The following is a 26,983-nucleotide window of genomic DNA, read 5'->3' as shown; positions in this document are numbered from 1 at the left end:
TCCAGATCTCACATGGTCGCCACGTGGCGATGCTTGTTGGTGTGCGTTTGGCCTAGCAATCAATGTCTCTGCCAGGGGGCGGACATGGAATTTCGTCAGTGGAGGCATCGCGCCGCGATGTCGTTTGGACATCGTGCGAGCTGGATTCGCCGACTCGGCGCTTTTGCGCTGATATGCCTTGCCATGATGTGGACGATGCCTGCGCATGCGGCGGCACCGCTGTGCGCGAATTTCAGTGTCCCCGATTCGAATACCACGCCATCGACATCGCCCATGGCCTCGGGCGGTACGATTTCGATCAATGTCACCGCTTGCGATTCGCTCCCGGGTGTCGTCGGTGTCGGGCCCGTGACGTCTGGGCCATTAAACGGCAGTGCGACGATTTCGAATGGCAGCACCGATACGATCACTTATGTAAATAACGGCAACGGTCAGACGACCGACAGCTTTACGTTCAACGATAGCAACGGCACAGCGATCAGCGTCACTGTAGCGATCGGTGCTTCGACGTCGCCCATCACGGTTTCGCCCGGTACCTATCCAGCGCTCAACGTTGGAACGTTTAACAGCACGTCGCTATCCGCCACAGGCGGCACCGCGCCATATACATTTACGTTGAGCAGCGGCTCCCTGCCACCTGGCCTGACGATAAGCGGCAATGTCATCTCCGGCACGCCGACGACGGCCGGCAGCTCCGCGTTTACGATCCATGTGGTGGATAAGACGGGCTTGTCGGTGGACAAGAGCTACTCGGTCACCGTGCCGGTGCCCACCATCACGCTGAGCGCTCTGCCCAACCCGGTACAAGGCGCACCGTATAGCCAGCCCCTGAGTTCCAGTGGCGGCACGGCGCCATATACCTATAGCGTTGACGTAGGACCGTTGCCGCCGGGCCTGAGCCTGAATTCCGGTGTGGTGTCGGGCACGCCCACAACACAAGGCAGCTACAGCTTCACCATACGCTCCACCGACCACAGCGCAGGCGGCCCGTACTTCAATTCCCGTACCTACAACGTCACCGTACTGGCGCCGCCGCCGCTGACGTTTTCGCCCACTTCGCTTGGCAATGGTCAGGTAGGTTCGTCATACAGCGGCGGAGTTGCCGCGAGCGGCGGCACCGCGCCGTATACGTACAGCGTTTCCGCCGGCAGCCTGCCCGCCGGCATGTCGTTGAACACATCCACCGGTGCGCTGTCGGGAACGCCGACTGCCGGCGGCACATTCAACTTCACCATCGCCGCGCACGATGCCGGTGCCAGTACGGGAACGCAGGCGTATACGCTGATCGTGTCCGCGCCGACCATTACCTTGACGCCGGCCACGTTGCCTTCCGCAACCCAGGCGAGCGCCTATTCACAGTCACTGACCGCGAGCGGCGGCACGGCCGCGTATACCTACGCCGTGACATCGGGATCGCTGCCTGCGGGCATGACGTTGTCCAGTGCCGGTACGCTCAGTGGAACACCGACGGTGTCCGGTGCGTTTACGTTCCAGATCACTGCAACGGATAGCAGTACCGGCACCGGTCCGTACACGGGAAGTCGCAACTACACGTTGACCGTGAATGCCCTTCCACCGGTCATCACGACCACCTCGCTGACGGCGGGCTCGGTCGGTACGTCGTATAGCCAGACCATTGCCGTCAGCGGCGGCAACTCGCCGCTTAGCTTTGCGGTGACGGCGGGGAGCTTGCCCGCCGGGTTGAGCTTGAGCAGTAGCGGCGTGCTGTCCGGTACGCCGACGGCGGGAGGCTCCTTCTCGTTCTCGATTACGGTGACGGATGCGCTGAGCGCCACCAGCACGCAGTCGTATTCGCTGACCATCGCCGCACCGACCATCGCGGTTGCACCGGGCACGCTGCCCGCAGCCACGTTGCACGGCGCCTATAACCAGACGGTGACCGGCGCCGGCGGCACGGCGCCTTACACCTTCAGCGTGACCGCAGGCGCGTTGCCAACCGGCATGGCGCTGAGCAGCAGCGGTGTCTTGAGCGGTAACCCGACGGCCAACGGCAACTACAGCTTCACCATCACCGCGACGGATGGGAGCACCGGTACCGGCCCGTTTACGGGTTCGCAGTCGTACTCGGTGACGGTGAGCGCGCCAAGCATCACGTTGAGTCCGGGGAGCAGTTTGCCCGCGGGCTCAGTGAGCACGTCGTACAGCCAGGTCATCACGGCGAGCGGCGGCAGTGGCCCCTATACGTATGCAGTGACTTCAGGCGCACTGCCTGCCGGTTTGACACTGAGCAGCAGTGGCACGTTGTCGGGCACAGCAACGGCGGGAGGCGGTTTTTCCTTCACCGTGACGGCCACCGATGCCAACGCCAATACCGGTAGCCAGGCCTATACGCTGACGATCAACGCGGCGACCCTGACGGTCAGCCCTGCGACGCTGGCAGCAGGCACCGATGGCGTGGCGTATTCGCAAAGCTTGAGCAGCAGCGGCGGTACGGCGCCCTACGTGTTCGCCCTCGCATCGGGTTCGTTGCCGCCCGGCCTGAGCCTGGCAAGCAACGGCGCGCTGACAGGCACGCCTACGGGCGCTGGTAACTACAGTTTCATCGTGCGGGCACAGGACAGCAGCACCGGCACAGGTCCGTATACCGGAGTCCAGAGCTACACGGTTACCATCGCCGCGCCTGTGGTGACGGTTGCGCCTTCTGGATCGACGCTCAATGGCAGTTACGCGCAGGCGTACGTGCAAACCTTCACGGCAAGCGGTGGTGTGGGGCCCTATACGTACGTTGAGAGTGGTGCCTTGCCGGCGGGTATGTCCTGGAACGCAGCGACCGGCACACTTTCCGGCACGCCGACACAAACCGGCAGCTTTCCGATCACGATTACGGCAACGGACCGGAGTACGGGCGCGGGCGCGCCATTCAGTGCATCCCAGAACTACACACTGTCCATTGCAGTACCCACCATCACGGTGACACCTGGCAGTGTGCCGGGGGGAACCGTCGGTACGTTCTACAGCCAAGGTCTCACCGCGGGTGGTGGCGTGGCACCGTACACGTTTGCCGTTACCTCGGGTGCGTTGCCGGCTGGGTTAACCCTGAGCAGTGCGGGTGCCATCAGTGGTGCGCCGACGGCTGCCGGAACGTTCAACATCTCGGTGCGGGCCACCGATGCGAATGGCGCGACGGGCACGCAGTCCTACAGCGTCACAGTCGGTATAGCCGTCGTGGCGCTGAACCCTGCCAGCCTGCCGACGGCGACTGCTGAAGCAGCCTATAGTCAAACCGTCAACGCCAGTGGGGGTACGGCGCCGTACACCTATGCAGTAAGCGGGGGTACGTTGCCGGCCGGCTTGTCGTTCAATGCCAGCACGGGTGTGCTATCGGGTACGCCCACCGCAGCGGGAACCTTCAACGTCACCATTCGCGCCACTGACAGCAGCACCGGCACAGGAGCGCCCTTCACTGCAGTGCGCAATTACACGCTGACCGTCAATGCGCCGAGCATCACCGTGAGTCCGGCGACATTGACGGGGGCACAGGTGGGTGCCGCCTTCAGTCAGCAGTTCACAGCGAGCGGTGGCAACGGAAGTTATGTCTTCAACGTCAGTGGCGGCAGCTTGCCAGCGGGGCTTAGTCTTGCCAGCAATGGCGCGCTGACGGGCACACCGACCGCAGCCGGCAGCTATGCCTTCACCATCACCGCAAAGGATGGCGCAAATTTCACCGGGTCGCAGGCCTATGCGCTTACTGTAGGCCAGGCGGTACCGGTGGCAGTCAATGATGCGGCGACTACGCCATCCAATGCGCCCGTGACCATTGCGGTGACGGCCAATGACACGGGCCCGATCACCAGTGTGGCGATCACCCAGGCGCCAACGCATGGAACGGCGAGCGTCAACGGGTTATCGGTGATCTACACGCCGACCGCCAACTTCTTCGGTAACGACACGTTGATGTACGTCGCGACCGGCCCGGGTGGAACGTCCGCGCCTGCCTCCGTCAGCATCACCGTGACCGCGCTGGCGGTACCGGTGGCCGCACCGCAGACCGCGACCATATTGGCCGGTAAACCCGTCACCATCCACGCGACCAATGGTGCCACTGGCGGGCCGTTCACGGCGGTGACGATCACGTCGCCTCCGAGTACCGGCACGGCGACCGTTGCAGGCATGGATATCGTCTACACACCACCGGCGAATGCCTCGGGTCCGGTGTCCTTCGGCTATAGCGTGGCTAACGCATTCGGACCATCCGCGCCTGCGAATGCCACCGTCACGGTCAATCCGCTACCGCTACCCTCCACATCGCTGGCGGTGCAGGCCGTTGCCGGTACCACGGTGCATGTCGACCTTACGGGTGGTGCGACGGGTGGACCGTTCACTGCCGCTAACGTGCTATCGATCACGCCGGCACAAGCAGGCAGCGCCAGCATCCGCAACACGGGCAACGGTTACGTGCTTGATCTCACCGTCGCCGCCAACTTTAGCGGCGCGGCACAGCTCGCCTTTACCCTGAGCAATGCATATGCCACCTCGGCACCGGCGATCCTGTCCATCCAGGTGACGCCGCGCAGCGACCCTTCCAGGAACGCTGAGGTGCTGGGCATTCTCGACGCGCAGGCCGATGCCACCCGGCGCCTGGCAGCGGGCCAGATCAACAACTTCCAGCGGCGCCTGGAAAGCCTGCACGTCGGCAACGCCACTGGCGGATTCACCAATGGCATCAGCCTGGTGTCCGGTGGTGGCCGCGTCAGTCGCGACCCCGTTACGGGGCTCATGCATAACGACAATGGCGAGGATGATTGGGGGCGGCGCTACCTTGTGCAGCCAGATGGCTCGGCACCCGCGCAGACGGGCGGCACCGCAGGCGGTGGTGGTTTGCCTGGCAGCATCTCGATCTGGACCGGCGGCGCGGCCAACTTCGGCACGCGCGAACTGGGTGGCAGCGCCAATGGCATCGACTTCACCACGGCGGGACTCAGCATCGGTGCCGACAAGCAAATCAGCGATTCGTGGGCGGTCGGCGGTGGCCTGGGTTATGGCCACGATGCGTCGGATATTGGTCACAACGGCAGTCGCAGTACCGTCGACAGCTACAACGTGGCGGCGTATGCGAGCTACCGTCCGGCCGAGTCGACCTTTATCGATGCCCTGGTCGGCTATCAGTGGCTTTCGTTCGATGCGCGTCGCTACGTCACCGACAATGGCGGCACGGTGCAAGGCAGCCGCGATGGCGGCCAGGTGTTCGGCTCGTTCTCGGTGGGCTACGAACGGCGCCGCGATACCTGGGTGCTGGCACCGTATGGGCGACTGGACATCGGCCATGCCACGCTCGATGCCTATACCGAACATGGCGACGGCATCTACGCACTGAGCTACCAGCGTCAGACCGTGGACAGCAGCACCGGCAGCCTGGGCCTGCGCGGCGATTTCATGATCAAGCGCGATTACGGCGTGTGGACGCCTCGCTTCCGCATTGAGTACCAACGCGACTTTGAAGGGGCGAGTCAGGCGACCATGCGTTATGCCGATCTGCTTACGGGGCCGCTTTATCAAGCCACGCTCAATCAGCAGGCGCGTAACCACATGCTGTTTGGCGTCGGCGTGGAACTTCAGACGTTGCGCGGACTGATGCTACGAATGGAATACCAGAACCTGTTGGACAACAGCAGCCACGACAATCAGTCGATCCTGCTAGGCGTGGAGCAAAAGTTCCAGCCGTAAGCGATAAGGCAGTGAAAAGCCGGCTGGCACCAAGCTACGTTGAGTCCGGTTTGTCGTGGCTTGTTAGCTTGGTGAGTGCTGGGGGGGCTTGATGACCTGGGAGAGGAAACTGGGGACGCATCGCTGAAAGGCTAAAGTGCCTGATGTTGGATGCGACTCTGTAGCTAAGCGGTCCGTGGTCGATCGGCCGAGTCGTGTGAGGTCCGGTTCCGACCCGAAGAGGACATTCGATAAAAGGCGCCTTCCTCAACCCAGTGCAAGCGCCGGCTTTTGACAGGTGTAAATGGAATGGGACCTAGACGGCGGTTTTTTCTCTTGTTGGCGTGTTTCCCTGTTCTGGCGGCCGTGATTCCGCCGCTTCTTTCGGCTTTCATTTCTCCCGCAATTACAATTTTCATCATCGTCGTTGTCATCGGGGGTTTGTCAGCATCGATTAGATGTGGAGCCTGCGGAAATCCTCTTGGGCGAAGCCAAAGCAAAACGTGGGGAACAATTTGGGTGGCATGGCCTCCCCAAAAGTGCTCCATGTGTGGGAGCGACCTGAGAGATGGGGGCTGACTTTAAGGTCCGCTTTCGACCCGGAGCGGACGCTTGGAAGATGTGACATGCCTTCCAGATAACGTGGGTCAATAGGGGGGGAGATGTTCCGGAAATATGTGGTAGCCGCGTGGTTACTGGCGACTTGCCTGTCTGGTCATGCGTGGGCATCTGCGGACGCGACTGATCCGGCAGTTGTTCATGCGCCCATTGAGTATCCGGCGTCGGCCGTTTCTGCTGGGGAGCAAGGCACGGTTCTCGTAAAAGCCAAGGTGGATATAAATGGTCGTGCTATCGACGCGACAGTCCACAAATCAAGTGGCCATTCTGATTTGGACGAAGCGGCGCTGCAAAGCGTTTCGCGATGGTCTTTTTCACCAGGAATGACGGATGGTAAGCCGCAAGAGCGGTGGGTTTTAGTGCCGGTTACATTCCAGCTGAAAGTTGCATCGCTTGGCGAACTGGCCTCACCCCAATATTTGAAGGCGATGGCCAGTTCTCTGGCCGGGTTTCTGGGTGCCCTGATCTGGATCGTTGGCTTCGGTTGGTCGGTAGTCCTTGCTAAGCGCAAGTCGATCCTCTGGCTATCGGGGATGGTCGCTCTTTGGTTGATCACGTACCCACTATTCGTGGCCACTCATTGGTCCGTGGCCAAACGAAATCTGATCTTGGTCGCGCTCGGCATCGCCCTGATGGGAGTCAGCCTTTATTTCATGCCTACGCAACAGCCGCCCATATGATTCATCGCGTCCGCTTCCGACCCGCAGCGGATGCTTCTGTGCAAGACCAATGGCCATCGGCGGCAGCGAAACTGACCGTCTCGGTTAAGGGTTTAACACCCCCTTGACTGGACCTGGGTCCAGCTGCGCTATGATCAACGGGTCATGCGCTCGTGCTTTCACATCAGCCGTCGTCGCCGCGCCTCTTGGATCGGCGTGGTCCTGTTTTGCCTGCTGTTTCAACAGTTGGCCATGGCGGCTTATGTCTGCACCTTGCCGACGAAGCCTGCCGATGTCGTGATGACGGGCGATTGTGCCGCCATGGGCATGTCTTCCTCGGCGAAGACGTCGTTTCAGCATCAAAGTCCGGATGCGCGTTGCGCCGAGCACTGCGCCGGCAACGCGACTTCCGTACATGACGTTCGCCTGCCTGCGGTTCCACCGCTTCTGCTGCCTCTCGAGTCGCCGTCGTTGCTGGGGACCATTGTCCACGCGCCCGATGAGAGGCCGTTGCCTGATGTCGCATCGCACCGACCCGATCCACCGCCCACGTTGCGGTTCTGCACTCTGTTGATTTAGGCCCCGATCGCTAACCACGAGGCGGTCGCGCTTGCTGGCGCGGCCCGTACGGTTTTGTGATCGGAGCTAGTCATGTTTTCGCATCGAAACAGAACGCGCGCCTTGCCGGTGCGCCGTTGGCTGTGCCTTTGGGCCGCCATGATTCTTCTTGCATCCCCAGCGTGGGCGGACCCATCCGCTACGGCGCTGACGTTGAAAGCCGCCACGCAACAAGCCCTGGAGCAAACGCCCTTGTTGCAGGCGCGCCAGGCCAAGGAAGACGCAGCCCGCGAGGAAGCGGGCCGCGCCGGGGCCTTGCCGGATCCCCAACTCACCTTCGGCATCGACAATCTCGCCATTCAAGGGCCGGGTGCATTCACGGCCGGCGGCGACACCATGACCATGCGCACCGTTGGGTATACCCAGGTGCTTCCATCGCGGACGAAGCGCCAGGCGCAGCGCGATGTGGCCGGCGCCAATGTCGAGCAAGCGGAGTCCACCACCGCCATGACACGACTTGGCATTGAGCAGCAGGTCGCGACCGCCTGGATAAGTGCGTGGGGTGCTCACCATGAAGTTCAGATGCTTCAGGGCCTTCGGCAGGAATGGGCGGTCGATGTCGTGATCGCTGAAGCGCGGCTGCGCGGTGGCAGCGGCAGCGCAGCCGATGTACTGGCGATGCGCATGGAAGCGCTCGATCTCGAGAATCGCATCGACGAGGCGGCCTCCCGCGAAACGCAGGCGCGTGCATCGCTGGAGCGTTGGCTAGGCGCTTCCGTCAACCAGCCGCTTGCCGACGCGCCTGACTTCTCGGTGCTCCCGCACGACAAGTCTTCGCTGCTCGCCAGCGTGGACGAACAAGGCAACCTGCTGGACTGGCCCGCTCGCGAACATGCCGCCGAAGCGGCGCTGGAAGAGGCCAAGGCGGAGAAGCACCCCGAATGGAGTGTGGGACTGAGCTACGGCTCCCGCGTTAACGGCTTGTCCGACATGGTGACAGTACAAGTCGGAGTGAGCCTGCCGTTGTTCACTCGCAATCGGCAGGATCGCGGTATCAGTGCGCGTGCGGATGATCTCGATGCGATTCGTTCCGAGCACGACGATGCACGACGGCAACAGACCGAAGCCGTGCGGGCCGCGTGGGCGCAATGGGACGCGTTAGGGCGGCAAGTGCGTCGGCATCTCGATCAACTCTTGCCGCAAGCCAATGATCGTGCCGCGCTGGCCTTGGCCAGCTATCGCGGTGGCGGCGACATCCAGCCCTTGCTGGATGCACGTCGCGACGAAATCTCTCACCACACCGACTTTGCTCGCATGCTGACCGACTACGGTCGCGCCTGGGCAGCCCTCGCCTACTTGCTCCCCGAGAGGAATACCCCATGAAACGCGCACGATGGATTTCCTTCACTCTCGCGGCGCTGCTCATGACTGCGGTCGTGGCTTACTGGGCAGGCCGTCACGGTAGCGGCTCGGCAGCATCACCTGCCGAAAACTCCGCAGGTGCAGGTGCAGGCGCACCCGCATCTGCCGCCAGTGCCAAGCCGTTGTACTGGTACGACCCGATGATTCCCGCCGAGCATCATGACAAGCCCGGCTTGTCGTCGATGGGCATGAAGATGATCCCCAAGTACGCCGATGCCGGTGCTGACCAAAGCGTCGTGCGCATCGATGCGGCAACTATCCAGAATCTTGGAGTGCGCACCACATCGGTCGAACGTCGTGCATTGACGGAAACGGTGCAGGTGCCCGGAACGATCAGCTGGGATCTGCGCCAGGCCGTCGTTGTTAGCGCCCGTGTGGATGCGGTGGTCAGCAAGCTTTATGCGCGTGCGCCCTATACAACCGTCGCGGCAGGTGCCCCGCTGGCAGATTTGCTGGCGCCGCAATGGACCAGCGCCCTGGCCGAATCGCAGGCGCTGCAGCATGTGCAGTCGGAGGAAGCCAAAGCCCTGCGCGGCCCGGCGCAACAACGTTTGCAGGTACTCGGACTGTCGCCGACGGATGGACGAGCGATCGGAAGCGGCGGCCAGATCACGCTGCATGCCCCACAGGCTGGCGTGATCAGTACGCTGGAGGTGCGTGAGGGTCAGCGCGTCAATGCCGGGCAAACGCTGATGACGATTAACGGGCTGTCGACCGTGTGGGTCGAGGCCGCTTTGCCGCAGTCCGTGGCCGGCACGGTGCATGCGGATACGCCGGTCACCATCCACGTCGACGCCCTGCCCGAGCAAGTCTTTCGCGGCCGCGTGGAAGCCCTTCTGCCCGATATCGACATCGCCACCCGTACGCAGCGCGCACGCATCGTGCTCGCAAATCCAGAGGGCGCGCTGAGTCCCGGCATGTTCGCCACCGTGAAGTTCGAACCGACGCCGGGCAACGCGATGCCTGTCGTGCCCGACGAAGCGCTCATTTCGACCGGCGATCACACGCGGGTGATCGTCGCCGAAGATGGCGGACGCTTCCGCGCCGTCGCGGTACGCGCCGGGCGTGCGGCCGGCGGCTATACCGAAATTCTTGATGGCCTCACCGGCGGCGAAAAAGTGGTGGTGTCCGGTCAGTTCCTGATCGATTCGGAGGCCAGTCTGTCCGGGGCGCTGGATCGCCTGAATGACCCTGCGGCGAAACCCGCACCCGCGGCCAGCACGCCGATGCCGGGCATGCCGATGCAGGGAGAACGGCCATGATCGCCGCCCTCATTCGAGCCGCCATAGCCCACCGCGTATTCGTGTTGTTGGCTGCATTGGCGCTGGCACTGGCCGGTGTCTACGCGGCCATTCGAACGCCGATCGATGCGTTGCCGGATCTGTCCGACACGCAGGTGATCATCCAGACCAACTGGCCGGGCCAGTCGCCCCAGGTCATCGAAGACCAGGTGACCTATCCATTGGCCACCACCATGCTCTCGGTGCCCGGGGCCAAGACCGTGCGCGGCTTTTCGTTCTTCGGCGGCTCTTACGTCTATGTGTTGTTTGACGACAACACGGATCTGTATTGGGCGCGCTCACGCGTATTGGAATACCTGAGCCAGGTCCGTGATCGCTTGCCAGCCGGCGTCAGCCCCTCGCTGGGCCCGGATGCTACCGGTCTCGGCTGGATCTATGAGTACGCACTGATTGATAAGACCGGGCAGCACGACATCGGTCAACTGCGCGCATTGCAGGACTGGTTCCTGCGCTATCAGCTGAAGACCATACCAGACGTTGCTGAAGTCGCCAGCCTCGGCGGCATGGAACAGGCGTGGCAGGTCGTGCCCGACCCGCAGCAGATGGCCGCGCGTCATGTCACGGTGACACAGTTGGTCGAGGCGATTCGTGCCGCCAATGGCGCGAATGGCGGCTCGGTTATCGAACAAGGCGAGGCTGAGTTCATCGTGCGTAGCGAAGGCTACCTGCGCAGTCGGGAGGACTTCGAGCGCGTTCCGGTGATGGCCAATGCCGGTGACGTGCCAGTACTGCTGCACGATGTCGCCAAGGTACAACGTGGTCCCAGCTTCAGGCGTGGCATCACCGAGCTGGACGGGCAAGGCGAAGTGGCCGGCGGCGTCATCGTGTTGCGCACCGGCAAGAACGCCAAGGCGGCGATTGCCGCGGTCAAGACCAAGCTGGCCGAACTTAAACACAGCCTTCCGCCCGGCGTGGAAATTGTACCGACCTACGATCGGTCGCAACTGATCGATGCGGCTGTAGAGAACCTATGGGGCAAGTTGCTGGAGGAGTTCATCGTCGTCGCACTGGTCTGCGCGCTGTTTCTCGGCCACATGCGCTCAGCGCTGGTGGCGGTGATTACCCTGCCGCTCGGTGTGTTGGTCGCCTTCATCGTGATGCATTTGCAAGGCGTGTCGGCCAACCTGATGTCGCTCGGCGGCATCGCCATCGCCATTGGTGCCATGGTCGATGCAGCGGTGGTGATGATCGAAAACACCCACAAGCATCTGGAGCATTGGCGTGATGCGCACGATGGACAAGAGCCCCAAGGTGTCGAACGTTGGAAGCTGGTCACCGAATCGGCTGCAGAAGTCGGCCCGGCGCTGTTCGTCAGCCTGCTTATCATTGCGTTGTCGTTCGTGCCGGTATTCGCGCTGGAAGGCCAGGAAGGCAAGCTCTTCAAGCCGCTCGCCTTCACCAAGACCTACGCAATGGCTGCTGCTGCCGGTCTCGCCGTGACCCTGGTACCTGTATTGATGGGTTATCTGGTGCGCGGGCGCATTCGTGCTGAACATGACAACCCACTCAATCGTGCCCTGATCGCGTTGTATCGGCCGATTCTGGAGGCCGTACTGCGTTACCCGAAAGTCACGCTACTGCTTGCCGGTGCCTTGTCTCTCAGTGCCGCGATTCCCTTTAGCCAACTGGGCAGTGAGTTCATGCCACCGTTGGACGAAGGCACGCTGCTGTACATGCCGACCGCGCTCCCGAGCTTGTCCGCCGGCAAAGCAGCGCAACTGGCGCAACTCACCGACCGCATGATCAAGACTGTGCCGGAGGTCGACCACGTGTTCGGCAAGGCCGGACGCGCGGAGACTGCCACCGATCCGGCACCGCTGGAAATGTTCGAGACCACCATCACCTTTAAACCGAAGGATCAGTGGCGGCCGGGCATGACCATGGACAAGCTCAAGGTCGAGCTGGACAAGGCTGTGCATGTACCGGGATTGACGAACCTGTTCGTGCCGCCGATCCGGAATCGCATCGACATGCTGGCGACCGGCATCAAGAGTCCGATCGGCATCAAGGTGCTCGGGCCCGATCCATCCACGTTGCAAACCGTCGCCGATCAGATCGAAACCGTGGCCAGGAAAGTTCCCGGTGTCGGCTCGGCCATTGCCGAACGTGCTCAGGGCGGCCGCTATGTCGACGTTCGTGTTCGCCCTGATGACGCGGCCCGATACGGGCTGACTCAACAACAGGTGCAAGAGTTGATCTCTACCCTGGTGGGCGGCGACCCGATTGGGCAGACCGTCCAGGGACGCGAGCGCTATCCGATCGTGGTTCGCTATCCACGCGCCGTTCGTGATTCGGTCGCGGCGCTGCGGCAGTTGCCGATCGTCGCGGCCAGCGGCGCGCAACTGACTCTCGCACAGGTCGCCGACATCACCCTGGACGTCGGGCCGCCGATGCTGAAGAGCGAGAACGGGCAGCTGGCCACTTACGTCTACGTGGATACTGCTGGGCGGGATCTCGGCGCCGTCGTTTCAGATCTGCAACGAACGGTTGCTCAACAGGTGACACTGCCGCCGAGCGTCACACTGGCCTGGTCGGGACAGTTCGAATACCTGGCCAGCGCAATGGAACGCCTCAAGATCGTGGTGCCCATCGCACTGGTCATCATCTTTGCGCTGATCTACGTGGTGTTTCGTCGTGCAACAGAAGCGGCCATGATCATGGCCAGCGTGCCCCTCGCTCTCGTTGGCGGGCTGTGGTTGATCTGGCTGCTTGGCCACGCCGTATCCGTGGCAACCATGATCGGTTTTATCGCGCTGGCCGGTGTGGCTGCCGAGTTTGGCGTGGTGATGCTGTTGTACCTGCGCCACGCCTGGGAGCATCACCTCGCACTCAATCCCCAGGCAGGCCCAACGGAGTTGGACGATGCCATCCGCGAAGGTGCGGTTCAGCGCGTGCGCCCCAAAGCAATGACCGTCGCGGTGATCCTTGCTGGCCTCTTTCCCATTCTGCTTGGCCATGGTGCCGGCTCCGAAGTCATGCAGCGGATTGCAGCTCCTATGGTAGGCGGCATGCTCACCGCACCGCTGTTATCCATGCTCGTCATACCCGCCGCATTTCGCCTACTCGTCATGCACCGGTTGCGTAAGACCGACGAAGCCAAGGTCGTGCTAACCCAAGACCAGGGAACCCATACCTGAAGACCCCCATTCTTTCCCTCTTATGAGAGACGTAAACCGGTTGGGAAGGCATAGACCCTGCCGGTCGTTGCGCCGTTGCTCGACGCGTTCTGCCGGAGCGGCGAGAGGTTGGACTTCGACAGCAGCTCGCAGACCTTTTCCCATACCAGGTCCTTCTGGTCAGGGGAGACCCGCGCTTTGATCCTGTTGGCGCGCTCAAAAAACTCCGCCCAAACCGTTGCGCTTCCAGCACGCTCCAACATGCGCGGAACGAGGAGTTCCAGCTTATGGACCTCCTTGTCTATCTCCTTTCGGCTCAAAAGCATCGATCTCTCCGCGAGCTGCCCCCGCCACCGGTAAGGCCAGTGGCCAAACGAAGAGAGGCGATCACCATTGACCGGCAAGCGGTAAGCAGTTCACCGGCCTTAAGGGGGGTGCATGGAGATCGCCTCTCATCTAGTACGACGTTCGACAGCGCCAAAATGGAAATGCCGGCGGACAAATACATGTCATCGGCGAGCCGGACGGCCAGATGCCATCGCGGAAACCGGTCGCCGTGCCCGGGAGTGCGCGGCTACATGAGGTCACGGGTGGCCAGCGAGCGGCCTGTGGCGGGATTCAAGACCAAAGGGTCAAGGGAAGGTTGGTCTGGGGTAGGGCGAGCACTCCGTATTGAGCTTGGCCTCGATGTTGACGATCCAGGAGTGGTACTCGGCCTCAAAGTGATAGCGCTCTTCCACGATGACATCGCAGCAAAGTCGCCATCCAGGCCCAAGGTCCGTCGTCAGAGTATCGAGCTCAAGCTTGATGCGGTTCTGCGCTTCGATCACCCGCTCTCTCACTTGCCTGGCATCCATTACGCGCCCCCTTCCCACTCGCGCCAGCCATCGGTCGCCGGCAAGGACCTCAGCACGCCCCATGCCTGCTGCCTACCTCAGTGAGACGTTTGTCCCCGGCTAAACGGAAATGCCGCCGTGGACGTCGGGGGCCATTCCCCCCTCGATAGACCTATCCACGCCTTGTTCGAAACATCGGTAGATGACGCCAGCGAACTTTTTCCTTCTTCCCCAAGTCGATCTAAAGGCATGCCAGGCGACTCGCCGAGTTGCGGCTCATTGAGGAGACGGCCTTGGAACGGAAACGCTGGAAGGCAGGTAGTGCAGTGCTGGGAATGGTGCTGGCCGGGGGCGCCTGTGCCGGAATTGTGGGCGATATCGCGGTTCCGCAGCGCATCCCGGATAGCTACGCGCAGGCGGGAACGCTCGTCACCATAGCGCCCGATCGCACGTTGAATCTTCGCTGCGAAGGCAAAGGCACCCAGACAGTACTGCTCGAGGCGGGCTCACACGCCGACACCACCACCTGGTTCAAGTTGCAGCCGTTGTTGGCTGCGTCGACCAAAGTGTGTTCATACGACCGGGCCGGTTATGGCTTTAGTAGCGAAGGTCCGTTGCCGCGAAACCTGGATGCCGAGGTGGCTGATTTGCACGCGTTGATTCAACGCGCGGGCCTCAAGACGCCGTTGGTGTTGGTGGGGCACTCGAGGGGCAGCAATATTGTGCGCCACTACGCGGAAGCGTATCCCAGGGAGGTCAGCGGCATGGTGCTGATTGATCCCCCTGCGCAGGACGTCGCCTCGGTCGCGCCGGATTGGGCGAAGGAAGAGCAGCAGATGAGCGAGCAGCGATCCGGCTTCATACGCCAATGCGAAGCGGGTGCAGAAAAGCATCAGTTGGCGTCGCCTCCGCCTGCGCTGGCGAGCTGTGTGGCGGGCAGCAATCCGCTGGCCAGTGCCAAGGTGAATGCCGCCATTGCGGCCTACAAGTACAAGCCGACGTTCTGGCGCACGTTGCAGTCGGAGCTCGCGGACAACATGGTGGTGTATGGCCAGGCGGTTTCGTCGAAGGAAACGCATGGTGCTACGCCGATGATCGTGCTGACCGCGGCCGATACCTACGCCGACGCACCTGCGGATCTGCGCAAAACGCTGGATGCGGCCAGAGACAAAACCCAGCAGCAGATCCTTGCCACCACCACGCAGAGCAAACGCATCGTGGTCGACCACGCATCGCACGACATTCAGCTGGATCAGCCCCAGGTTGTGGCCACTGCCGTCGCCGCTTTGTTGAAACAGACGTCGGCATCCGCCCGGTAAGGCGTGCAGGAGGGTATCTGCAGCTGGGCAGTGGCAACCATGGTGAGGCCCGCGATGGACATGGCGGGCCTCACCTTCACGTAGACGCAAAGATGCGAACGGACCTCGCCCCGTACCACGTGGCTTGCATGGGCGTTCCGGCAACGGCGATCAGGCGTGACGCGAATGGTAAAGTACGGCCACTTCCCACCACGCGATGTCACCATGACCAGCCAGGCTTTCTATCCCATCGGTACACCCGGACAACCCTGGGGCGAGGCGGAACGTGCCGCCTGGCTTGGGAAGCAGGTCAAGCACCGCAGCTATGCCGATGACGTGTTGAGTGTCATCGACCAGCTGCGCGAAGATTTCGATGTGATCGAGTACGGCGCGCTGGACTACGGCACCGAACATTTCCCCTTGATCGCCGTTCGTAGCCGCCATTGGCGCGACGAGCTTCCTGTGGTGCTGGTGACGGGTGGCGTGCACGGCTACGAAACAAGCGGCGTGCACGGCGCATTGCAGTTCCTGCGGCAGCATGGTCAGGACTATGCCGGTCGCGCCAACGTGCTGGCGGTGCCTTGCGTCAGTCCGTGGGCGTACGAGCGCATTCACCGCTGGAATCCCAGCGCGATCGATCCCAACCGCAACTTCCGCAAAGACAGTCCGTCTGGCGAGGCGGCCGCGCTGGTGAACATGCTGGAGCCGCTGCGCGATAGCGTGCTGATGCATATCGACCTGCACGAAACGACTGATTCGGACGAATCCGAGTTCCGTCCCGCCGTCGCCGCGCGCGACGGCAAAGACTTTGAGCCCGGCGAGATTCCCGATGGCTTCTATCTTGTGGACGATGACGGCCAGCCGCAGCCCGCGTTCCAGCAAGCGGTGATCGAGGCGGTAGCCAAAGTAACCCATATCGCCGAGGCCGATAGCCGTGGCGAGATCATCGGTTCGCCGTTGCTGATTCCGGGCGTCATCAAGTTTCCCGTAAAGCAGTGGAGCTTGTGCGCGGCCATCACCAACGCGCGTTACGCCACCACCACCGAGGTGTATCCGGACAGCCCGCGCGCCACGCCGCAGCAGTGCAACGACGCCCAGGTCGCAGCGATACGCGCCGCGATAGATTACGCGTTAGCCCATGGCGGCTAAGGCAGCGCATCGCCGGCGGGGATGTCTCAGGTAAGCGGAGAAACCGGGCTTCAGCCCAGCGGCTGGAGCCCTCCGTTGATGCTGCGAAGCAGACACGGAGCACGGTGAGGTGTTGTGATCGACTCTGATCGAGGATCACCGGCTCACGACGGGATAAGCGCAAGTGACCGAGTGATGGGCTTTTGCTCGGCGCCAGTGGTGGCCTTCGGCACTGGTGAGGCCACATAATATCTGCTGCACTAATTAGTGGTTTCCACGTCGCTTTAGAAGGCACGCCTCAGGGGCCCGGGCACCGTTATGGTGCTGCAGGTTGATCGCCGAAAACCGGCACCTTCCTTGTTGCGTGGCTCTTAGAAAAAGGGAGCGGCACGTTCACGACGTTTTTCACGTTGGTGCGCGCCCTCCATATCGTTAGCTTGGTCAAAGGGATTCTTCGGTGGTTTTCAGCAGCATCGCTTTCCTGGGCCTATTCCTGCCGATCGCATTTATTGCGTATTACCTCACGCCACGCACATGGCGGAACTTCACCCTGGCGTTGGCCAGCATCATCTTCTACGCATGGGGCGAGCCGCGCTTCTTGCTGCTCATGATCGTGTCCGTCGCGGTCAATTTCCGCCTGGCGATCGCGATCGAGAAGGCGCAGCATCGATTGCGCACGGTGGGCATCGGCGTTGCCTACAATCTTTTCGTTCTCGGCGTGTTCAAGTATTCGGGATTCGTCGTCGAAAACATCAACGTATTGTTGACATCGTTCGGCCTCAAGCCATGGGTGGTACATCACCTGCCTCTTCCCATTGGCATCTCGTTTTACACGTTCCACGCCATTTCGTACCTCGTGGACATCTATCGGCGAAACGCGAAACCCAGCCGAAACATCGTCGACTATTGCCTCTACATCACCATGTTTCCACAGCTCGTCGCGGGGCCGATCGTCCGCTACAAGGACATCCAGCACCAGCTTCGCGAGCGGGTGAGTACCATTGATGACATATCCGCCGGCGCGTTGCGATTCACGCTCGGCCTGGCCAAGAAGGTCCTCATCGCCAATCAGCTGGCCTTGATCGCAGACACGGGATTCAACATCCCGACTGGCGACCTTGCTCCTTCTGTCGCATGGTTCTCGCTACTTTGCTACACGCTGCAGATCTATTTCGATTTCTCCGGCTATTCGGACATGGCGATAGGTCTCGCGCGCATGTTCGGGTTCCGGTTTCCAGAGAATTTCAACTATCCCTACAGCGCGACATCCATGCAGGACTTCTGGCGCCGCTGGCACATTTCGCTGTCGACATGGTTCCGCGATTACGTCTACATCCCTCTCGGTGGAAACAAGGGCGGTGCCACGGAAACGTTGCGTAACCTCTGGATTGTTTTCCTGCTGACGGGCTTCTGGCATGGCGCGACGTGGAACTTCGTGCTTTGGGGAGCGGCACATGGCGCTTTGCTGACGCTCGAAAAAGTCATTCCCGAAAACGCGTTTTCGAGAACGATCGCGTGGCGCATGCTGCGCCATGCCTACGTTGTGCTCGCAGTCATGCTCACCTGGGTCTTGTTCCGGTGTGACACCCTGGGGCATGCAGGCGCCTACTTCGAAGCCCTGCTTGGACTCACCTCGCCGGCAAGCCCTGCCATCAGTATGGCGACCTTGTTCGCGCCGCATCTGGGTTGGCTCATTCCAGCGGCCATGATTCTTTCCGTCGGCGCGTATCCCTGGACACTCGCGCGTGCGATGCCCGTGCGAACGTGGCTTGCGGCGCGCAATCTGGATGGTTTCGTCGCTGCGGCGTTTGTCGCGCCGACGCTGATTCTCGCCGCCATGTCGATGGCGCTGGATCAGTACAACCCGTTCATCTATTTCCGATTCTGATCCCTAATGCTCAATAACATCGAATCGAGTTCCCAGGTGCAGCGGTCGTCGTCGTTGCTGGCAAGATTGAACCGGGCCGCCGTTCCGTTCGTCTTCCTGTGCTTTATCGTGCTGCCGATTGCCTGGTTCAACAAGGCGAGCTTCGCGCCGGTGCCGCTGCACGAAAATCGCGTGATGGAGCCGTTTCCCAAGCCGTCCATTCGCTGGCTGCATAAGCTCGAGAAGTGGTTCAGCGACCGCTTCGGGATGCGTGACGCGCTGGTCTATTACGGGTCCCGGCTTCAGATGGCACGCACTGGCACGCCGACTAATCAGAACGTGGTGGTTGGCCCGAATCAGTGGCTCTTCTACGACCCGTTCTACGTGCTGGGTCAGCCACATTTTGCCGATCTTCAGGGCCGGGACCCGTTCTCTGCGGAGCAGCTTCGGGCGATTACGGATAACCTCAAAGAGTCGCAAGAGAAACTCGAGACCTGCCACATCCCGTTCTACTTCATCGTGGCGCCCGATAAGCAAACCATCTATCCCGAGCAGTTGGGCGTCCATGTGCCCGACGGCGTAACCACGCGACTCGATCAGCTGTTGCAGCATCTCTCCACGGCGCTACCCGCGCTGAAGGTCATCGATCTTCGGCCGGCACTGAAAGAAGCCAGGGCGACGACTCCCGACGAGTTGTATTTGCGCACCGACACGCATTGGAACTCGCTTGGCGCCTTTTACGGGTACCGTGCCATCGCCAACCGGTTTGTTCGCGACGGCGTTCTGCCGACGGCGCCATCGGCCACGCTCGACGCCTGGACCATGGACAAATCGGCCTATGAAGGCGGTGATATCGCCGTATCCATGGCGTCCCTGCCCGGATACTTCGAGGACTTCCGCACTCACATCGACAAACGAACCCCGCGCCTCGGCCACTGGGTGATGGCACCGACCGCCGGGCCTCAAGGTGAGCGCGCGACATCGGCGAGCGACACCGGTAACGGCAGGCTGGTCATCTACAGAGATTCATTCAGCGGCGACTTGCTGCCCTATCTGATGGAAGACTTTGCAAGCATCGAGTCTTACAGCGGGCATGACATCGATGGCGCGGAGATCATGCGCCACAAGCCTACCGTGGTCGCGCTGGAGATCATCGAGCGTAACGTTCGGTTGCTCGCAGATAGCCCTCCCCAGCGCATGAGCGGACTCTGCGGGGAAACATCCCACTGACGTAGCGCTTTTCCAGGCATGGCGCGCACACCTACCGGTGGCCGCCGCTCGGTGCTGGCTCATGGGCCACAGAAGCGTCGCAAATCCGCTCTGCGCGCAGGGCCGCGCTTGCGGAGACGTTTCCCAGGTGCTCCGCCTCATGGTTGTGGACTCCCACCTCAGGGCCAGCGGCTCACGGCTCAATAGTCAACATAGTGCTTGACAATCAACCGATAGGTTGATATTTATAGGCCATGATGAGCATTCGGCAATCGCTGCGCGTGGTGGATGGGGCCGGAGAGAGTCCGGAGATCGCGCAGGCGCAACTGGATCAGGTCTTCTTTGCGCTGTCTGATCCCGTGCGCCGGCAGATTCTGGAGCAGCTCGATGGACAGGCGCTGCTTGTCTCCGAGCTTGCCGCTTCGTTCGATATCTCACTGCAGGCCGTTTCTCGTCATATCCAGGTGCTGGTGCGCACCGGGCTGATTCAGCAGGAACGCACCGGACGCATCAGCCGTTGCAGCCTGGATGCAGGCCCCATGCTTCAGGCCGCGGTGTGGATGAACCGCTACAGCAAGTACTGGCAGCAGCAGTTCGACGTGCTCGCCGCCACCCTCGCGGACATCGACGAGCGGCGTATGCAGAAACAGGCGCCCGCCAAACGGCCCGGGAAATCAGCGCCCCGCAAAAAATGAGCCGCGCCGCTGCGCAGCGGCGCTACTCCGAAGTCAGCGTCACAACGTCCTACGGAGAGTGTCATGAACAGTCATCACATCGTGAATCACGAGGAATGGATCGACGCGCGCAAACGCTTTCTCGCGAAGGAAAAAGAGTTCACCCACCTTCGCGACGAGCTGAGCCGCCAACGCCGGGAGTTGCCCTGGGAGCGCGTCGACAAGCCTTACCTGTTCGAAAGCGAGAACGGCAAGGAGACACTGGCCGATCTGTTCGCCGGTCGAAGCCAGCTCATCATTTACCACTTCATGTATGCCCCCGAGTGGGAAATCGGCTGCCGCAGCTGTTCCTTCTGGGCCGACAACTTCAACGGCATCATTCCGCATCTCAATCAACGCGATGTCACCTTCATCGCCGTATCGCGCGCGCCGTTGGAAAAGCTCAGGGAACAGGCTCGAAAGCAGGGCTGGACCTTCAAGTGGGTCTCCTCCTGCGACAGCGATTTCAACTACGACTACCACGTTTCCTTCTCGCCGGAAGCCATCGCTCAAGACGAGGCGCTTTACAACTTCGGCACGCAGCACTCTTCAAAATCGGATCTGCCCGGTATCAGCGCCTTCATCAAAGACAACGGCCAGGTATTCCACACCTACTCCACCTACGCGCGTGGCGTGGACATGCTCAACACCGCGTATCACTACCTCGATCTCGCGCCGAAGGGCCGTGACGAAGACGATCTGCCATTCACGATGGCTTGGTTGAAACACCGCTTCGCCTACGAAAGCTGACGCGAAACGCCGCAGGAGACGTGTCCCATGAAATACACCGACGTCAACGGAAAACTCGCGGACTATCGCCAACAGATCGCGGCGATTCGAGAACGCATGCGCGAGACGCTCGCCACGGTGGAGCCGGAGCCAGTCATCGACTACGACTTCGCCGATACCGAGGGTTCAGTGCGCCTGTCCCAGCTCTTTGGTGAGCACGACGATCTCATCGTCATCCACAACATGGGTGTGTCGTGTCCCAACTGCACGTTATGGGCAGACGGCTACAACGGCATCCATCAACACGTGGTCACTCGCGCAGGTTTCGTTGTGACAAGCCCGGATCGTCCCGCCGTGCAGAAGCGATTCGCCGAAAGCCGCGGTTGGAAATTCCCCATGGTGAGCCATGTGGGCTCCACCTTTGCGGCAGATATGGGTTACGTGTCTGCCGGTGGGGGCTGGATCGCCGGCGTGTCGGTATTCCGGCGCGAAGGCGACGCCATCGTGCGCGTTTCCGATACGGGCTTCAGCCCCAGCGATGACTTCTGCACGCTGTGGCACTTCTTCGATCTGTTGCCCGGTGGCATCGGCGAGGAACCACGCGCTGCAGCAAAGCCTTCCTGTTGCAACCACGCCTGACCTGGAGATTTGCCATGTGTCCCCTGTGCATTGGGTCCGCCCTCCTTCTGCTGGGTGGCGCGAGTTCGGCGGGAGGGGTGACGGTGCTCTCGCTGCGATCCATCACCCGGCGGCGGCGTTCATCGGCAACGCTTGCAGTCGCGTCACCAGCGAGTGGCGATGACCATGCCCGGACTCGCGAGGTGAAAGCAGTACTGGCAGCGCCACGTCAGAAGTGATGTTGCTGCTCGGGCATCGAAGCCTTCAAAGGCTCCTGCCGAGCCTCAGCATGACCCCACCGTCATCCCCGGCTTCGCGGGGATGACGGTGGGCACAGGTTTCGTTTCGTGGGAAACATGGGAACCCCGCTCCACTCGTAGCGTGCAAACGCTCCCCAGCAGCCCCGTCTCCCAACACAGGTATATTGAGCCGTCGGCGCCTCGCCGATCGCCACGCCGCGAGCGCCCGATCAGCCGTTCTCAATTTACCGACGCACCACGGGGAGCCAGCCGATGAGGGCTGTTGGGACACTGCAAGTCGTTGGGATTTCGCGCGCCTCAATGACCATTGCTGCAATCTCTACCATTGTGGAGTGGTACGACTTCACGCTGTACCTCTACTTCGCCACCGTGTTGGCCCGCGTATTCTTCGGCGGCGGCAGCGGGTCATTGCTCTACACGCTGGCCGGCTTCGCCATCTCCTATGCCATGCGGCCGCTGGGTGCCGTTGTGTTTGGCCACATTGGCGACCGCTCCGGCCGCCGCCGAACCATGTTGCTGTCCATGGGGTTGATGACCCTGGCCATGCTCGCCACGGCACTGTTGCCCACGTATCACCAGGTGGGCGCGGCTGCCGGTGTCTTGCTGCTATTACTCCGATGCATGATGGCTTTCTCGGTGGGCGGTGAATACACCGGCGTGGTGGCTTACCTGCTTGAAGGCGCCGACGCACATCGCCGCGGCCTGATCACGTCTCTGGCGCCCGCGGCCAGCGAAATCGGCGCGCTGTTCGCTGTGGCAGTGCCTGCGCTCACGGTCGGCCTTATGAGCACGGCCAGCCTCGATAGTTGGGGATGGCGAATTCCGTTCTTCGTCGGCGCCGCGCTGGCCGGCAGCACGCTTATCGCGCGCACCACCATGCAGGAGTCGCCCGACTTCGAGCGGCAACGCGCCAACGGCACCGTGCCCATCGCGCCCGCACGCCACACACTTACTCATCACCGCGCGGCGCTGCTGCGGACATTCGCCATCTCGGCGTTGGGCTCCATCACGTACTACGTTGGCATCACCTATGTGCCAGCGTTCCTCCACTCGACGGGAACCGTGGGCGAAGGCGAATCCCTCGGGCTTTCCACCGTTGCGGCTGTTGCCGTCATTCTCATTACGCCGCTTATTGGCGCGCTCTCCGATCGTGTGGGCCGCAAGCCGGTGCTGGTGGTGCTCGCCGTGCTGAGCGTCATGCTTCCGCTCGCCATGTTTACCGTCATGGCGGGTGGCTCCCGCGTAGCGATAGTGCTCGGTGCGATCGTGCTGGCCTTTGTCGCCGGAGGCGTCAGTGCCGTGGGGGCGCCCGCGACGGCGGAACAGTTTCCCGGCGAAGGCCGTTTGAGCGGACTGGCGTTGAGTGTCACCGTGGCTACGGCCATCTTCGGCGGCCTCACGCCATTTCTCGCCGAGCTGCTCACGCAGCGTACCGGCTGGGCCGCCGTGCCGGGCGCCATGATTGCGGTTATTGCCCTGGCGGTATTGCCGGTGTTGCTGACCATGCCGGAAACCCGGCCGTCGCCACACGCCGATCACAACGCCAGCCACGTATAAACAAACAACGTATTGTTGTCGCTGGCGTTGCGCCCTGCACCGTCGAAGTTGCTGCGCGCGCCGCTGAAGCGCGTGTAGAACGTGTACTGCACGCCGAGGCGAAGGTTCGCAAACGGCGACGCCCACGAATCGGCTTTGCCAAAGGGGTTCCAGTTGAACTCCACCATGTCGCCATTCGTATCCGGGCGCCCCGTCACGGGGTATAGCAACGCGTCGCGGCTACCCTTGGTGGAGAACGCGCCCAGCGTCACGCCCCACGTATTCTGATACCAATAACTCGCGTTGACGTTCAGCGACTGCAGCGAGTTACTGCGGTGCTCGGCGCCACCCGATGCATACGTAGCATCCAGCCGCTGATGCTCGTCCACGTATAATGCCTTCACCGTCACAATGTGCTCGCTGCCGTCGATGAACTGATAGCTGGCATCCACGCCCACATCCTGAAACCTGTCCGTGGGTCCGCCCAGCGACACCATGCGGCCCGCTGCATCCGTGCCTGCCAACCCACGTCGCATGCTGAGCAACATGCCACCTACCTCAAAATTGCCGCGCTTCATATTTCGCGTATACGTCATGCGCGCATAGGGGGCGATGCCAGCAATGCGTCCGGCAAAGTCGGCGTTCACTGTCCTGAGAAACGCGGGCGACAGCGACCGGTAGCCGCCCGCCTCCAGATACCACGCGCCATCCAGTTGCATATAGGCGCTGGCGCCAAGCACACGTCCGGCCATGCCCCCGAAAAGCACCGGCGCGGCGGGAGCCGAAGGTGCCAGATCGGGTGACATATACGGGTACTGCCAGGCCGGCGTGGTGTTGAACACGTCGCTGAGGCCAGGATTGTTATTCAGCGACACGCCCCAGATACCGGCATGCCCGCTCGCCTGAAAGGTACGCGCGTAACGGAGTTCGGCGTTGTCCCAGCCCAACTTGCCGCCGTTGTCCGAATACGTGGCCTGTGCCAGCACGCCAAGGTGCTCGGTAAGTCGTCCTGCGAGAAACGCCGAGGCCTGTTCCAGCTCCAGATTGTTGTTGCGGTCGAAACCTTGCGCGGGTGGATCCGGCTGCGCTCTGGCCGTGCGTGTGAATGCCTCCACCAGCATCATCGACAACGGCACTTTCGTATCGTCACCCACCTTCAGCGTGTACGCGAGCATCTTGAACTGTCGCCCGAAGGGTGTGAGCTGAGGACCAAAGCCGCCCACATGGCAACTGGTGCATGGCTGATGCGTTTGCCGCGCAAAAGCAGGTACCGCCTGTGCGCCAAAAACAGGCAGAACAAGACAGGCGAACGTCACGGCCCGGCGCAGCCACCGCGCGGGCATGCGCTTGTGCCGACCTCCAGCGGTTCTGCATAACGCACTCATACGCAGCTACTCCGTTATAGCGATGCCTTGGCTCGGGCGCAGCCGTGCCCATCAGCGCTATCGGACCATTGCGCCGAACGCTATGCCTCGCGGTACGAACGAGTGGTGTTTCGTTCAATGCCATCTATCGGTGCAAGCGCGGATACCGCTCGCAGGCATAAGCACTACCAAGCTTTATCGCGGATTGAGAACCGCACTCGTCACGACCTAGCAGTGCGTGCGAAGGGTTAACTATGTGGATGTGTCGTTTGATTAAGTCGCCTAGTAGTACCGAAACCGGCGCACACGGTTCAACGCGCTATCGGTGAACTGGAAACGTGCGCGTGAGCTTCTTTGCATTCGATCCATTCGCTTGGCCGCCATGACAGGCTTGCGCTTGCGTTGGTAAGCCTGAGATTCTGACGGCCGCCAGGCACCGGCTTTAAAGTCGGCTTGTTTCATCGTTACATCGATTAGCTCACCTGGGAATGGCTTGCTTTGAACATGTTTCGCTTGACGCTGATCTTCATGTTCGCGTTGGCCACGAGGTGGCGGCCTTACATTTGGTTCGAAGGGGCGGCATTGCCGTCGGCAGCTCAGACAACTGACCAAGGGGGCTCAGCATGAACTCAGACCGCGCTGCCCGATACGCGCCGTTGCTGCTAAGGGTGGTACTTGGGTCGCTGTTTATCGCACACCTGTACTGGAAATTCGCGATGCTGCCGGGAGGGTTATCCCGCTGGTGGGCGGGGTTTGCCACAAGCGGCTATCCCCCGTTTGTTCCCTGGTATGTCTTTTCTGCCGAGCTCGCCGGTGCCTTGCTGCTCATTCCCGGCATCTACACGCGCTGGGTCAGTCTGTACGCACTACCCATGATGCTCGGCGCAACGCAGTTCTGGGCCGCACGAAAGGGCTTCTACTTTACCGGCGCAGGGGCGGAGCTGCCGCTGGTGTGGTCGCTGTTGCTGGTTCTTCAATCCATGCTGGGCGATGGCCCATACTGCATGCGCGCCAGTTAGACGTCCGAAGCCAGACGAAAGGTCTTTGATTGCCTCTATCGTTCGCGCGTTGAGTTGAAACGTAAGCGCTGACAAAGGGCGGGCCGTGCTAGCTAGTTCCTCGCGACAGCCTGGCCCAGAGAGAAACGGGGCGCGTTGAACGCGGTAATCTCAAATTTTCGTGCTCGCCGATGTGAACTTCGAACCATGAGCCTTCTATCAAACGATCACGGTAATATCCCCGATTGCTTCGGCGAAAAGGTGGTTTTGGAGAGACCCGTTGCCGAGGTCTGGAGGCATCTGGTTGGCCATCACAGCATGCGCCAGTGGCTTGGCGGCGACGAATATTCAGTCGAGGTCGACACCACCTGGGCAGTGGGAAGCGCGATTGTCATTCGAGGCACGCACCATCTTCCGTTCGAGAACAAGGGCATCATCCTGGCGTACTGTCCGTACGAAGAGCTGAGCTTCACGCACCTGAGCTCGTTGTCCCGCCTCCCGGATCAGCCCTCGAGCTATACGAAGCTCCGCTTCGTACTCGAAGACGCCGGCACCCGAACCCTCCTGAGATTCGAGGCATCCGGGTTTCCCACGATGGCCATCTACAGACATTTGCACTTCTATTGGATGGGAACGCTAGACGTCTTCAAGCAATACACAGAGTCGCGATAGCCATTTACATGGACTACGTCCACTGCTGACCCAAAGCGGACAGTGTCCCGTCGCTAGCGGAACTCACTCCATTCGAATGACGCATCATCGCCCTGCTCCGTCAAAACCTCGACCTGGAGGACATTTCGCTGCGAAAGGCGAGCGGTCGCGCAAGATCGTCCAGGTAGGCACGCGCCGTCGTCGGTGACGCGATGGCGTGGCTATGGGGCCACGCTGCCCTGATGCGGAACACGGGCGTGGTCATGCGCGCTTGCAACCATGGAGGGCGCGGAATGCCCGATCGTCGTTTGGGAGGGCGAGTGTCATCAAGACAATTGATGCCAATGGGCTTTCATGTTAACCACCGTTCTCAGGTTCGGTACACGCCGGCCGGTTGAATCAGATGGTTTGTACGCCGTGCGCGCCGTATGACGGGGA

Annotated in this window: 18 protein-coding genes; 15 read left to right on the top strand and 3 right to left on the bottom strand. The window is 61.5% G+C overall.

The features are described 5' to 3' along the window. Positions 1-84 precede the first annotated feature (84 nt). From OQE56_RS15720 to OQE56_RS15700, 5 genes are all read left to right on the top strand, one after another. A complete protein-coding gene (locus tag OQE56_RS15720) occupies positions 85-5,685 on the top strand; it encodes a putative Ig domain-containing protein (RefSeq protein ID WP_267225594.1) in 5,601 nt (1,866 codons plus the stop codon). A gap of 641 nt (positions 5,686-6,326) precedes the next feature. After that, entirely contained in the window at positions 6,327-6,962 is a 636-nt protein-coding gene (locus OQE56_RS15715; RefSeq protein WP_267225593.1) for an energy transducer TonB, read from the top strand. A 630-nt stretch (positions 6,963-7,592) separates the two neighbouring features. Then, on the top strand, positions 7,593-8,882 hold the full coding sequence (locus OQE56_RS15710) for a TolC family protein (RefSeq protein WP_267225592.1): 1,290 nt from the start codon (positions 7,593-7,595) through the stop codon (positions 8,880-8,882). Next, the gene (locus tag OQE56_RS15705; protein WP_425601638.1) at positions 8,879-10,183 is read left to right on the top strand and encodes an efflux RND transporter periplasmic adaptor subunit; all 1,305 of its coding nucleotides are present in this window, start codon (positions 8,879-8,881) and stop codon (positions 10,181-10,183) included. Before OQE56_RS15710 ends, OQE56_RS15705 begins: the two co-directional genes overlap by 4 nt. Then, complete coding sequence (locus tag OQE56_RS15700) at positions 10,180-13,359, top strand: efflux RND transporter permease subunit (RefSeq protein WP_267225591.1); 3,180 nt, start codon at positions 10,180-10,182, stop codon at positions 13,357-13,359. Before OQE56_RS15705 ends, OQE56_RS15700 begins: the two co-directional genes overlap by 4 nt. Before the next feature lie 20 nt (positions 13,360-13,379). Here OQE56_RS15700 and OQE56_RS15695 read toward each other — a convergent pair whose 3' ends face one another. Together OQE56_RS15695 and OQE56_RS15690 are read right to left on the bottom strand one after the other, a co-directional pair. Further along, a complete protein-coding gene (locus tag OQE56_RS15695) occupies positions 13,380-13,664 on the bottom strand; it encodes a hypothetical protein (RefSeq protein ID WP_267225590.1) in 285 nt (94 codons plus the stop codon). A gap of 306 nt (positions 13,665-13,970) precedes the next feature. Beyond that, positions 13,971-14,195 (bottom strand): hypothetical protein, encoded by a 225-nt coding sequence (locus OQE56_RS15690; protein WP_267225589.1) that lies wholly within the window; start codon positions 14,193-14,195, stop codon positions 13,971-13,973. Between the two features lie 272 nt (positions 14,196-14,467). Between OQE56_RS15690 and OQE56_RS15685 the strand changes: the two genes are divergently transcribed. From OQE56_RS15685 to OQE56_RS15650, 8 genes are all read left to right on the top strand, one after another. Continuing rightward, the gene (locus tag OQE56_RS15685) at positions 14,468-15,493 is read left to right on the top strand and encodes an alpha/beta fold hydrolase (RefSeq protein WP_267225588.1); all 1,026 of its coding nucleotides are present in this window, start codon (positions 14,468-14,470) and stop codon (positions 15,491-15,493) included. Positions 15,494-15,697: 204 nt separating this feature from the next. Further along, positions 15,698-16,621 carry a M14 family metallopeptidase gene (locus tag OQE56_RS15680; RefSeq protein ID WP_267225587.1) on the top strand — a complete coding sequence of 308 codons (924 nt, stop codon included), beginning with the start codon at positions 15,698-15,700 and terminating at the stop codon, positions 16,619-16,621. Positions 16,622-17,057: 436 nt separating this feature from the next. After that, positions 17,058-18,488, top strand: coding sequence for an MBOAT family O-acyltransferase (locus OQE56_RS15675; RefSeq protein WP_267225586.1), 1,431 nt, complete (start codon positions 17,058-17,060; stop codon positions 18,486-18,488). A 6-nt stretch (positions 18,489-18,494) separates the two neighbouring features. Continuing rightward, positions 18,495-19,697, top strand: coding sequence for an alginate O-acetyltransferase AlgX-related protein (locus OQE56_RS15670; RefSeq protein WP_267225585.1), 1,203 nt, complete (start codon positions 18,495-18,497; stop codon positions 19,695-19,697). 233 nt (positions 19,698-19,930) lie between these two features. After that, the gene (locus OQE56_RS15665; protein ID WP_267225584.1) at positions 19,931-20,371 is read left to right on the top strand and encodes an ArsR/SmtB family transcription factor; all 441 of its coding nucleotides are present in this window, start codon (positions 19,931-19,933) and stop codon (positions 20,369-20,371) included. A 63-nt stretch (positions 20,372-20,434) separates the two neighbouring features. After that, positions 20,435-21,139, top strand: coding sequence for a DUF899 domain-containing protein (locus tag OQE56_RS15660; RefSeq protein ID WP_267225583.1), 705 nt, complete (start codon positions 20,435-20,437; stop codon positions 21,137-21,139). 27 nt (positions 21,140-21,166) lie between these two features. Beyond that, positions 21,167-21,757, top strand: coding sequence for a DUF899 family protein (locus tag OQE56_RS15655; RefSeq protein ID WP_267225582.1), 591 nt, complete (start codon positions 21,167-21,169; stop codon positions 21,755-21,757). Between the two features lie 539 nt (positions 21,758-22,296). Beyond that, positions 22,297-23,553 (top strand): MFS transporter, encoded by a 1,257-nt coding sequence (locus OQE56_RS15650; protein ID WP_267225581.1) that lies wholly within the window; start codon positions 22,297-22,299, stop codon positions 23,551-23,553. On the opposite strand, the gene OQE56_RS15645 is transcribed toward OQE56_RS15650, so the two are convergent. Further along, complete coding sequence (locus OQE56_RS15645) at positions 23,532-24,875, bottom strand: cytochrome C (protein WP_267225580.1); 1,344 nt, start codon at positions 24,873-24,875, stop codon at positions 23,532-23,534. The genes OQE56_RS15650 and OQE56_RS15645 overlap by 22 nt on opposite strands. Positions 24,876-25,519: 644 nt before the next feature. Between OQE56_RS15645 and OQE56_RS15640 the strand changes: the two genes are divergently transcribed. Then, entirely contained in the window at positions 25,520-25,915 is a 396-nt protein-coding gene (locus OQE56_RS15640; RefSeq protein ID WP_267225579.1) for a DoxX family protein, read from the top strand. Between the two features lie 186 nt (positions 25,916-26,101). Further along, positions 26,102-26,566 (top strand): SRPBCC family protein, encoded by a 465-nt coding sequence (locus tag OQE56_RS15635; RefSeq protein ID WP_267225578.1) that lies wholly within the window; start codon positions 26,102-26,104, stop codon positions 26,564-26,566. Positions 26,567-26,983: the final 417 nt, after the last annotated feature.

This window comes from Dyella silvae (assembly GCF_026421305.1).
Lineage (GTDB): Bacteria > Pseudomonadota > Gammaproteobacteria > Xanthomonadales > Rhodanobacteraceae > Dyella > Dyella silvae.
Note: the sequence above shows the minus strand (reverse complement) of the source record. Positions and strands in the feature narration are given on the sequence as shown.

What these genes read in the sequence shown, in the direction of transcription:
- OQE56_RS15720 (WP_267225594.1), top strand. Translation starts at nt 85, where the DNA reads ATGGAATTTCGTCAGTGGAGGCATCGCGCCGCGATGTCGTTTGGACAT.
- OQE56_RS15715 (WP_267225593.1), top strand. Translation starts at nt 6,327, where the DNA reads ATGTTCCGGAAATATGTGGTAGCCGCGTGGTTACTGGCGACTTGCCTG.
- OQE56_RS15710 (WP_267225592.1), top strand. Translation starts at nt 7,593, where the DNA reads ATGTTTTCGCATCGAAACAGAACGCGCGCCTTGCCGGTGCGCCGTTGG.
- OQE56_RS15705 (WP_425601638.1), top strand. Translation starts at nt 8,879, where the DNA reads ATGAAACGCGCACGATGGATTTCCTTCACTCTCGCGGCGCTGCTCATG.
- OQE56_RS15700 (WP_267225591.1), top strand. Translation starts at nt 10,180, where the DNA reads ATGATCGCCGCCCTCATTCGAGCCGCCATAGCCCACCGCGTATTCGTG.
- OQE56_RS15695 (WP_267225590.1), bottom strand. Translation starts at nt 13,664, where the DNA reads ATGCTTTTGAGCCGAAAGGAGATAGACAAGGAGGTCCATAAGCTGGAA.
- OQE56_RS15690 (WP_267225589.1), bottom strand. Translation starts at nt 14,195, where the DNA reads ATGGATGCCAGGCAAGTGAGAGAGCGGGTGATCGAAGCGCAGAACCGC.
- OQE56_RS15680 (WP_267225587.1), top strand. Translation starts at nt 15,698, where the DNA reads ATGACCAGCCAGGCTTTCTATCCCATCGGTACACCCGGACAACCCTGG.
- OQE56_RS15670 (WP_267225585.1), top strand. Translation starts at nt 18,495, where the DNA reads ATGCTCAATAACATCGAATCGAGTTCCCAGGTGCAGCGGTCGTCGTCG.
- OQE56_RS15665 (WP_267225584.1), top strand. Translation starts at nt 19,931, where the DNA reads ATGATGAGCATTCGGCAATCGCTGCGCGTGGTGGATGGGGCCGGAGAG.
- OQE56_RS15660 (WP_267225583.1), top strand. Translation starts at nt 20,435, where the DNA reads ATGAACAGTCATCACATCGTGAATCACGAGGAATGGATCGACGCGCGC.
- OQE56_RS15655 (WP_267225582.1), top strand. Translation starts at nt 21,167, where the DNA reads ATGAAATACACCGACGTCAACGGAAAACTCGCGGACTATCGCCAACAG.
- OQE56_RS15650 (WP_267225581.1), top strand. Translation starts at nt 22,297, where the DNA reads ATGACCATTGCTGCAATCTCTACCATTGTGGAGTGGTACGACTTCACG.
- OQE56_RS15645 (WP_267225580.1), bottom strand. Translation starts at nt 24,875, where the DNA reads ATGCCCGCGCGGTGGCTGCGCCGGGCCGTGACGTTCGCCTGTCTTGTT.
- OQE56_RS15640 (WP_267225579.1), top strand. Translation starts at nt 25,520, where the DNA reads ATGAACTCAGACCGCGCTGCCCGATACGCGCCGTTGCTGCTAAGGGTG.
- OQE56_RS15635 (WP_267225578.1), top strand. Translation starts at nt 26,102, where the DNA reads ATGAGCCTTCTATCAAACGATCACGGTAATATCCCCGATTGCTTCGGC.